This is a genomic window from Lysinibacillus sp. NPDC092081 (assembly GCF_044755845.1).
Lineage (GTDB): Bacteria > Bacillota > Bacilli > Bacillales_A > Planococcaceae > Lysinibacillus.
The window spans coordinates 65,506-75,402 of sequence record NZ_JBIVRU010000022.1; the positions used below are offsets into that span (position 1 = coordinate 65,506).

The following is a 9,897-nucleotide window of genomic DNA, read 5'->3' on the forward strand; positions in this document are numbered from 1 at the left end:
CATTTTGATCAATCTTTTTTCAAAATGGGGTTTTGGCATTTGAAAAAGGTTGAAGGAAATTTTTTAACCAATCTTTATTCTAAAAACATATCATTGGAAGAATTTTATATTTTAAGATACTCATTGTTATTTTCTCTCTCTGCTCACAGGTGCAACTTATAATATTCTTCTAATGTTAACCCTTTATTATATAACTCAGTGGATAAATTTACCCCAACATAACGAATATGCCATGGTTCATATTGGTAGCCAGTAATATTTTCTCTGTCTTTTGGAAAGCGAATGATATATCCATATTTATGGGCGTTATCTTCAAGCCATGCTGCCTCTTCTGTATTCGCGAAACAGTCATCTGCTGCACAAGAACCATCGGATCCACTAACGTCAATTGCTAATCCTGATTGATGTTCGCTTGTTCCAGGAACAGCACTATATGTTTTTGCTTTTTCGATTCCATCTTTTTCAACATAATTATTAAATAGTGTTGTTTGAGTTTGAGAAGAACGATAGGCTGAAACACCTGCTAGATGAATATTCTGTTTATTCGCCGCCTGGAACATTTTTTCGAGATACTTTGCTGCTTCTTCTCTCATCATTCTTTTTTCTATTTTTTCATTAAATATAAATGGAACATTTGGATAAACGAGATCTTTCGGTTCATAGCCTTCCGGAAAAGCATATTTTTTGTTGACAAGAACGGTGATACTTTCAGGATCAGCGACAGTGAGTACTCCCTGTTGGATTTGTTGTTGGTTTTGTTGTTGGTTTTGTTGTTGGTTTTGTTGTTGGTTTTGTTGATTGTTTTGTTCATTTCCGGAACAGCCAGAAACAATTAGAATCATCATGAGTAGTGCAATTGGGACTATTTTTTTTATCATATTTATATGACTCCTCGTATATTAATAGTAAGAGCTCTTTCCGATAGAATTTTCAGTTGATCCGGACAACTGGGGGAACTGTTGGATTTCCTATAGGAGATAGTCGCCTTTTGGCTCTCCCTCACTCTTTTTATGTTGTACCTGTATTTGGTGTCTCTTTAAGTAGTGTTTCAGTATGATTTATAATACCGTTCATCGCACCCTCACCTGAGTTTCTACACGTTATCAGGAAATACTGTCACAATCACACCATCCGTATTATTGCCCGATACCTCATAACGAAGATTGGCTGGCACATTAATAGTGGTATTTTCAGTAACTGGATGATAAAAGACCTCATATTTTTGACCTTTTACAGTAGCAGAAATATGTTTTTCTTCTTTTAGATAGTCTAAATATTCCTCTAAAACAAAATTCTTTTCTTTCATAATCGCACTATGTGGTAAACCGACATAGCGGATATGCCATGGTTCATTCATAATTCCCGTTATGTCCGTTTTATCCTCTGGATAACGTAGAGTAAACCCGTATTTCCAAGCGTTCTCTGCAATCCACTCGCCCTCAGGTGCTACCTCCATCTTCCCTTGGGTACTTCCCACATCAAGCGATAAACCTAAATTGTGTTCGCTGTAACCTGCTGGCAAGGCACGATTGGAACCCATTTCTTTATAAAGTTTAGTTTGCTCATCAAATCCTCGAAAACCACTCGTAATTAAAAAACTAGAAACTTCATCTTCTTCCGCATCAAGAACCATATCCGAAAATTTACTTGCTATATCTTCTGATAAATATGTTTCGCTATTAAACACTCTGTATCCTTTTACCAATTCTTTGCGAGCATATAAATTGATGACATCTGACTTTATACTTTCATTGTGAACTGGGTGCTTACTGTTCACCAAAAGTAAATTTCCTTGATAAATTTGTTCTACTGGAATTTCTACTTTTTTTATATTTCCAGAAGACAACTTACCCTCCACTACACCATTCTCAATATAGGCATTTACTATTACACCTTTTTCACCTTGAAAGAACGGTATTATCTTAAAGGCTGTCACACCCAAACATATTGCAATAATTAATAAAAAGCCCCACTTTTTCATTTTTAACTTCTCCCTTATTCTTCTTACTTAAAAGATTATAAGTAAAACTAATTAAGAAGATAGTAGGGTAAATCTTAAGTTTTTCTTAAATTGCTTACTTAAAATATGAATCTATCTTAACTATTTTGTTTACTTACCTCTTGTTGAAATAAAACCATCAAATCCACTATTTTGAAAACAATTTCTATTTTAAGATTAACTTCAATATGCACCTAAAAATACTCTTTTCAACTTCAACTAAACTGCTCCGTTAGTTCAATAAAGAAAAAAAGAGCTGCATATGCAACTCAATGTTATTCAAGTAAAGTCCCCGTTAGTTTAAGTACATTTATTCACAAACATTAAGCCCATCGAATATAACTAACGTCCTTATGTAGAAATTACACATTATTTAGAATTGCATCAACAGTATAACGACGTTTTCATTTATTTTTTTATTAATGCTATTATAATTAATTAATGCCTTCCATAATGCTCAACCTTTAGCGCAATTCCAGGTACCTTTATCTAAATTCATACTTTTAATAAATACTCCTCGACAAAAGCCTCTAGTAGAACCTTCACAACCTACATTACAAGTAAGCTCTCCCACTTGGCAGCTGAACTCCTTTGAACTCATCTCTTAAGAGGAAACATCTTTAGTATGCAATGATTGTTCTTCGTTAAATATGCCACTGCTTTTATAAATAAGTAAAGAAACGATATAAAGTATAGCAGTAAAGAGAGAAACCCCTTTAAACCCTGATATATGACTAAAAAGAACACCACCAATGACTCCACCAAGTGTTGTACCACCATACATAGTAGCGTTGGCCAAGGCGGAGACCGTACCACGAGCTGTTGTTGTTAAGCTCTGCAAGGTACTCATAAAAACAGGAAATATAAACCCACCGATCAAAAATATAAAAAAGAAACTTATTTCAGCTACATATAGATTTGGAGAGAAAGGAAGGCCTATGTAAAAAAGGATTAAGATTACTAATGATAATAATAAGGACTTAGGTTCTCCTAACCTTTTTACAATTCTACTTCCAAAAAAGGAGCCAATAACATTTCCGAGCCCTAAACTTATCATTGCTATTCCAATTGCAGAAACACTTAATGAAAAACTCTCCGAAAACCAAGAACCAATAAAAGAAAATGCAGCAAAATTACCTATTTGAAAAATAAAATAAGCTAAGAAATATTTAATTGCTCTTGGTGTTTTAAATATGTGCTGGTATTTTCCCAATATTGATTGCTTCTCAATATTTTTTGTTGCTTCAATAGAGGGAAAAAACATTGTAATAACAAATACCAAGAAAATCGATAATATTGAAATTATATAAAAGGGTGTATGCCAAGTGAAAGCCGCTAATAAACTTCCAATGGGTATTCCTATCAATTGAGAAACAGCCAAACCACCCGTTGCATATCCCATTATTTTTATTATATCATTGGGCTTTACTAATATTGGAATAGAGGCCCAAACTTGTGGTGTTACAAAAGCAGCACTTACACCAGCTAGTAGTCTAAATACAATCATTTCCCAAAAGTTTGAAGCAATTCCACATAAAAAAGTTGAGATTGCAAATCCCACTAAACCTAAAATCATTATCTTCTTACGATTCATTCCATCAGAAATAGGTCCAGCAATTAAAACAAATAAAGCATATCCCAAAGCATAAGTGCTAACCATCCACCCAGACCATTCCGTTGGTATATTATAAGCCGCCTGTAAAGTTGGTAGTAATGGGGATATTAAAAAGGTATCTGTCCCAATAACAAACATTATTAAGAAAAAAATAATTGAAACTTTTCTATTCAATGCTAACACTCCAATTGTTTAATAGTTTAAAAACTATCGAACTAAAAATTAAAATTTTTCCTAGATTCACAAAGAATCTAGGAAACCTGGCAAATATTTCTCAAATGTATCCAGTCTTAATTTAACGTATTTGTTGCGAGTTTCTTTACGAGTGGATGTTAATCCTGCCTCCCTCAAAGTTTTAAAATGGTAAGAAGCTGTTGATTTTGAAATATTAATATGTTCACCTACCTCCCCACAGCTTAATTCTCCCTTTTGATCTCTAAGAATTCGAATAATTTCTAACCGGGATTCATCAGCTAATGCCTTAAAAATTTGTACTTTAATTTGGTCTTCATTTCGTTGTTCGATAATCATAAAACTATAATACATCATTCTTTAAAAAATAACAATTATATTACTGCTTCTTTCATTAATCTGCCCCGTTAGTTGAACAAGAAAAAAGATGGGATTCCACAGAAATCCCATCTTGAAGTAAAGCTCCCCGTTAGTTTAAGTGTAATATTTCACAATTCCCTTCAGAGTGGACCCCTGCTACTTAATCAAGAACCTCTCCCCTTTTTCATCAAATGTATGCTTAAAATCAAATGCAAAAGGAGTTGGACCATGCTGAATATAATAGTTGTATCTCTTAAATGCTTCCTCCCATGAGACATCCTCCACCTTTTCTGTCCACCAAACTACATAAGATAGGTGTTTCTCTGGATATTGCTCCATCCATCTGCTTCTATCTCGTAATGCTTGTATATGCTGTCCCGAATAGGTAAAGCGATATAAGGATTGAAGATTTCTCCATACTGTAAGAGTAAGAATAGGAGAACCCTTTCCCTTTACGGTTTCTTCAGGGAAAGGGACTCCTTCAGGTGAGAATGCCTCTATAAGTCCTGATTTAGTTGCCTGACTATATACTTCATTTCCAACTTGATAAAATTCACGAGAGGTAGGGTGGTCATAGGGATGGTTTAGCCTACCAACAGTATAGATTGAAATTAATGCCATAAACAGCCCTCCATCTATAGTCTTTTTATAGATATATTCAAGTAAAAATACAGAAATACCTTCTTCAACTATCCTGCAACGTTAGTTCAATAAGAAAAGTAATTCTATATGAGAGTGTTCATTTTTTTACATTTAAACTCGATACCTTTTAGCTATTTGTAATAAGAAGTTAATAATTATTTTTAATCCTCAAGTTTTTCATACATCTATATTCTTTTATTTAGTAAATCTTTACCCCAAACTTGCATTGCTTCTAATACAGGTATAAACTTTTGCCCCTGCTTTGTTAATGAATATTCTACTTTTGGTGGAACAACTTTATAAACTTCTCTGTGTACTAATCTGTCCTCCTCAAGCTCTCTTAATTGTCTAGTTAAAATTCCTTTCGAGATACCAGGTAGCAGCCTCAATAATTCATTAAACCTAATAATTTCATTTTGTCTTAAATGCCACAAAATCACGATTTTCCATCTGCCTGCAATTGCATTTTGAGCAACTGTTAATGGACAAATTTCTTGCAGCGTTTCTTCAGAGACCGTTTCATCTTGATAACTAAAACGTGCCAAAATAAAACCTCCTTTTCTTTAGGTACTATTTTTATGACTATGTTATTAAATTGTGCCTACTTACATAAATCTTTCTTTGATAATAGTATATTTATTAGGTACAAAAATCAAAAATAACACCGTAGTGGAGGAGATTGTATGAAAGTTTTAGTAACGGGTGCAAATGGAAATTTAGGTTCTAAAATTGTTGAGTATTTACTTACCAAATTATCAGTTGAAGAAATAATTGTTGGTGTACGGGACGACAAGTCTGAAAAAGTGCTTAGCTATAAGGAACACGGCCTAGAAGTTCGTGTAACAGATTTTGAAAATCCAGAAGCATTACTTACAGCATTCAAAGGTATAGATCGTTTATTCATTATGTCAACATTTGGTGATTTGGAAACAGTTATGCGTCAGCATACAAACGCAGTAGAAGTTGCTAATGCAACAGATGTAAAACAAATTATTTATCCAAGTGTTACGAGGGCAGAAGGAAATGACTTTTTCCTAGCTGGCCTGCATAGAGCACGTGAAGTAGCAATTATTGAATCAGGTATTCCTTATGTGATTCTACGTAACAATTGGTATGTAGAAAATGAACTTGGCACAATTCAAGGCTGTCTGGCTGGTGCCCCTTGGGTAACTTCTGCTGGTGAAGGAAAAATCGGTTGGGTATATCGCCCAGATCTAGCTGAGGCAGCAGCGAATGTTTTAGTAGCTGATGGTCACGAAAATAAAATCTATGAACTTTCTGGAGAAAATTTAACACAACAGCAATTTGTTGATACTCTAAATGAAGTATTAGGCAAAGATGTTCCTTTATTAGCAGTTGACGAGGCTTCTTATGAAGAGATGTTAAAAGGTGCCGGAATACCTGAAGCCTACCTTCCAATGTTAGTAATGACTCAAAAAGGTATTCGTGAAGGAGGATTAGAATCAACACATACCGATTTAGATTTCTTATTAGATCGTCAGCCTACATCACTAAAACAAGCACTGACGCATTTATTATTAAATACAAAGTAGATAAAGCAAATTGCTCAGCTAGAACCACATAATGAATATTGTATCTTACAAAGTGCCAGCCCAATTAGGACTGGTACTTCTTTATTTCTTCCGAAAAAACGTTTTTACTTATGATACGGTATTTTTCGAAACTAATGGTAAACTGTATTACTACTTTTTCTTCCTCCATCTATTACTTGATTAAATGATAAAACAGGCATCGTATTGAACTAATCTGCACCGTTAGTCTAAGAAGAAAATGGCTCTACCCCTTATTGAAGTAAAGCACCCCGTAGTTGAATATGAATGGCTACGCTAATTCCAAAATCGCGCCCTATTTTGGAAAATATTTCATAGTAGTCTCACTAAAGATTCACGACCACCGAGAAAATACCTCAATTTCATAGTGCTCTAAATCATCTTTAGACAATTTGGCTTTTAAATACTTTTCAACTTCAGGTATATCATTTTTATCATATACATCTATCGATATAACCGGATCAGTAACACCTATTTGAGTGCTTTGTACGTCATATTTATCCCACAATGAATCTATAACTTGCTCTGTATTATATGGCTTTTGTTGCGCGTACAAAAATACCACAGACATTACAATAACACTCGTTAAAATTAGTACTCCGAATTTTCTTTTAACACCCATTTTTTTCTCCTCCATCTTTTGTTTATCACAATCTTGCGTAGTAAATAACTTTTCATCTCAATATAGATTACGGTGTTTCTAATAAAATTATTGCTATCTTTCATAAACCTGCGACGTTAGCAAAATAAGAAAAAGAGCCGCCTATGTAGCTCTATTCAAGTAAAGCCTATGTTAGAAAAAACTAATTTATTTAGTTGTAGGTCACTCTCTTTTTATTCTACATTAACATCAAAAACAAAAGTTTGTTTTCCTTCAGACCATATTGTTTTAAGTTGATAAATATAATATCCACTTTCCGATGGCATCGTAATTTCATTATCTTTCATTTCAACAAGATCAGTTGTACCATCTTCATTCAGTTTAGATACCGTAATTGAAGAAGAGTTTTTATCAATTTCAAATTTAAATGTAGCGCCTTTTTCAACATCTAGTGTATCGAAAATTTTAGCTATTTCATTTATATCGGTAGAATTCATCATACTAAATTCCATTTTTTCTTCTTTCCACTCATAATCACTTTGTATCATTGTATATTGTTCCCCATTCACAATCACTTTGCCTTCTGGTTGACTAAGAGGATCGGTTGGTCCATTGCATCCAGTCAAAATAATAACAATCAATATGGATAAAATTAATTTATTCATTTTATTACTTTCCTTTATTAGATTTTTACTATCGCCCGTCTTTTCATTTAAGTAGATTATTTCGTGATTCCCTTTTTATTTTAGCATATATATCCAATGAATTTATTGGATGTTGTTAAAGTAAACTGCTCCGTTAGTTCAATAAAGAAAAAAAGAGCTGCAGATGCAACTCAATGCTCTTCAAGTAAAGCACCCCGTTAGCCATCCATGAAGCGCAAAAATCTGCACTTCACCACAGAAAATGAAAGATGATTAAGTTCTTTCATGGGAGTTTAAGAAGAACACAGTGGCAGTCTAGGATAGGAAAAAGTCTTAGATTGCCACTAGCTTATTGAACTACTCCACTGAACTACGGGACTCTATATCAAAATCCACATCCTGAATAAATTCGATAACCTCTCCATTAGGACTATGGATTAGAGCGTTTCTGATAATAAGAGGAGGCTCTCCGAGAGTTAGATTGTCTGCTTCCACACAAGGTTTTGCCCCATGGGCAAGTGCCGTTTGAAACGCTTTGTCGACATCTTCCACATAAAACGCTAGGTGAAGCATAGCTCCGTAAGCAACTTCCTCTTCCGACCGTGCTTTCTTCCCTTGTGCTGGAATGACAGCATCGTCATCAAAAACCTCGAGACATGTTCGGCCGTCGGGAGAGATCAGCATCGAAGCTTCCTTGATTTGAAACGAAGGAAGGCTCCAATGATGTCCACGCTTAAATCCCAATGCTTCAATGTAAAACCGGATTGTTGCCGGATAATCTTTTGCCTGAATTGCAATATGAGCAAGACCTTTGATATTCAAATATCATTTCCCCTTTCTGATGAATTTAGTATAGAATAGTGTTGTAAGGAAATACATACAATAAAAAAGAAGATTATCGCATTACACTTTCCAAAAATAACGAAAATCAATTAATTTCATTCATTTTTGAAAATGCATTAGGAGGAATTATATATGGAACATTGGATGGATGAAACTGATTACCGTATCTTGGGTCTTCTTCAGCAGAATGCACGTATCTCCATTTCACAAATAAGTAAAGATGTGTCCATGTCCCAGCCCTCGGTAAGGGAACGAATAAAAAGGCTTGAGGAGAAAGACATCATCTCGGGTTATACGGCAACCTTTCGCCATCAGGCGCTAGGCCGAGGGACCACGGCATTCTTTCTTATTAAAACAGAGCAATGTCAAGCACTGGTGGATTTTTGCGAACGAAATCCCATTGTAACCGATATGTTTCGAATTAGTGGTGAATACAATTACATGATCAAGATTCAGACTGCCTCCATAGAGGATATTGGTCAATTTCAAGATTCTATTATAAAGTTCGGACCATCCAAGTCCCTTATCAGCTTGAAAAACCTGATTGAGAATCGGATTCTACTACAAGCACCATTCTCAAAATAACAAAAGAATCCTACTTATGCTAAACTGCAACATTAGTTGAAGAAGAAAAAGATGGGATCTCTGTGAAATCCCATCTTGAAGTAAAGCACTCCGTTAGTTGAATAAGAACAGAGACGTTTATTCAACAATCGCGCCCGATTGTTGAATTATTATTAAACTCTTTTTTTTCAGTTCTCAGACAAAGGACCTTAGACAATTTCGGCACAGTACTTTATTTTTGAACATTACAGGGAATATGTGTACCATCCATATTCTCCAATTCTACGCTTTGTCTTTTGGTTTATTATTGTTTTTTTCATTTCATTTAATAAAAATAAAACTAAAGTTAGAACAGAAATGCCCAAGAATGGTACAAGATATTTAGTATGTCCTGACGTAAATAAGTATAAGGTGGATAGCGTTCATGTGCCTATAGAAAAAAGCATAATTTTTTTCATTTTATAATCCATTTTTTCACCTTTCCTTTTTCTAAAAGAGATTATGGTCCTTGGCAATTTGCAGGGTGACCTCTAGCTGCTTCACGACAAAATTCAACGTCATCTCCTTAGGTGGGTTTCGTCATTTGAAATCCATTTTATTTAATGTCCATACCTATATATTTCAGCGAATGTGTGAATATCCCCTGCTCATCTTCAACAATTTGGCCCGATTGTTGAACAAAAGTTAAAGCAGCAAAGAGTTTTTCTAGTCATTAACACAATCAGGAAAACTTAGTAAAAGATGTTTACAAACAACTTAAAGTTAGATATACTTACAAAGCAAACAAAAAATTCTTAAGGAGGTCGAATGAAATGATCGTTATCGTTAAATTGATGTCATTGGTAGTTACAACTTCAGTAAAAATG

Annotated in this window: 11 protein-coding genes; 2 read left to right on the forward strand and 9 right to left on the reverse strand. The window is 34.4% G+C overall.

Annotation, left to right across the window (positions count from 1 at the left end; genetic code table 11):
* Positions 1 to 143 precede the first annotated feature (143 nt).
* From ACIQLB_RS21620 to ACIQLB_RS21645, 6 genes are all read right to left on the reverse strand, one after another.
* Positions 144 to 878, reverse strand: a complete 735-nt coding sequence (locus ACIQLB_RS21620; protein WP_400730580.1) for a M15 family metallopeptidase — start codon at positions 876 to 878, stop codon at positions 144 to 146.
* A gap of 215 nt (positions 879 to 1,093) precedes the next feature.
* Positions 1,094 to 1,981, reverse strand: a complete 888-nt coding sequence (gene vanY / locus ACIQLB_RS21625) for a VanY-A/VanY-F/VanY-M family D-Ala-D-Ala carboxypeptidase (RefSeq protein ID WP_400730582.1) — start codon at positions 1,979 to 1,981, stop codon at positions 1,094 to 1,096.
* 622 nt (positions 1,982 to 2,603) lie between these two features.
* Positions 2,604 to 3,752 carry an MFS transporter gene (locus ACIQLB_RS21630; RefSeq protein ID WP_400730602.1) on the reverse strand — a complete coding sequence of 383 codons (1,149 nt, stop codon included), beginning with the start codon at positions 3,750 to 3,752 and terminating at the stop codon, positions 2,604 to 2,606.
* A gap of 102 nt (positions 3,753 to 3,854) precedes the next feature.
* Positions 3,855 to 4,160, reverse strand: a complete 306-nt coding sequence (locus ACIQLB_RS21635) for an ArsR/SmtB family transcription factor (RefSeq protein WP_400730603.1) — start codon at positions 4,158 to 4,160, stop codon at positions 3,855 to 3,857.
* Between the two features lie 162 nt (positions 4,161 to 4,322).
* Entirely contained in the window at positions 4,323 to 4,787 is a 465-nt protein-coding gene (locus ACIQLB_RS21640) for a DUF3291 domain-containing protein (RefSeq protein ID WP_400730584.1), read from the reverse strand.
* A gap of 206 nt (positions 4,788 to 4,993) precedes the next feature.
* A complete protein-coding gene (locus tag ACIQLB_RS21645) occupies positions 4,994 to 5,353 on the reverse strand; it encodes a winged helix-turn-helix transcriptional regulator (RefSeq protein WP_400730586.1) in 360 nt (119 codons plus the stop codon).
* A 138-nt stretch (positions 5,354 to 5,491) separates the two neighbouring features.
* Here ACIQLB_RS21645 and ACIQLB_RS21650 point away from each other — a divergent pair, with 138 nt between their 5' ends.
* Positions 5,492 to 6,361 (forward strand): SDR family oxidoreductase, encoded by an 870-nt coding sequence (locus tag ACIQLB_RS21650; RefSeq protein WP_400730588.1) that lies wholly within the window; start codon positions 5,492 to 5,494, stop codon positions 6,359 to 6,361.
* A 352-nt stretch (positions 6,362 to 6,713) separates the two neighbouring features.
* Here the strand turns inward: ACIQLB_RS21650 and ACIQLB_RS21655 are convergent, their stop codons facing one another.
* From ACIQLB_RS21655 to ACIQLB_RS21665, 3 genes are all read right to left on the reverse strand, one after another.
* The gene (locus tag ACIQLB_RS21655) at positions 6,714 to 7,001 is read right to left on the reverse strand and encodes a YolC/YozM family protein (protein WP_400730590.1); all 288 of its coding nucleotides are present in this window, start codon (positions 6,999 to 7,001) and stop codon (positions 6,714 to 6,716) included.
* 212 nt (positions 7,002 to 7,213) lie between these two features.
* Positions 7,214 to 7,645, reverse strand: a complete 432-nt coding sequence (locus ACIQLB_RS21660; RefSeq protein ID WP_400730591.1) for a hypothetical protein — start codon at positions 7,643 to 7,645, stop codon at positions 7,214 to 7,216.
* 336 nt (positions 7,646 to 7,981) lie between these two features.
* Positions 7,982 to 8,446 carry a VOC family protein gene (locus tag ACIQLB_RS21665; RefSeq protein WP_400730592.1) on the reverse strand — a complete coding sequence of 155 codons (465 nt, stop codon included), beginning with the start codon at positions 8,444 to 8,446 and terminating at the stop codon, positions 7,982 to 7,984.
* Positions 8,447 to 8,599: 153 nt separating this feature from the next.
* On the opposite strand from ACIQLB_RS21665, the gene ACIQLB_RS21670 reads away from it, so the two are divergent.
* Complete coding sequence (locus tag ACIQLB_RS21670) at positions 8,600 to 9,052, forward strand: Lrp/AsnC family transcriptional regulator (protein ID WP_400730594.1); 453 nt, start codon at positions 8,600 to 8,602, stop codon at positions 9,050 to 9,052.
* Positions 9,053 to 9,897: the final 845 nt, after the last annotated feature.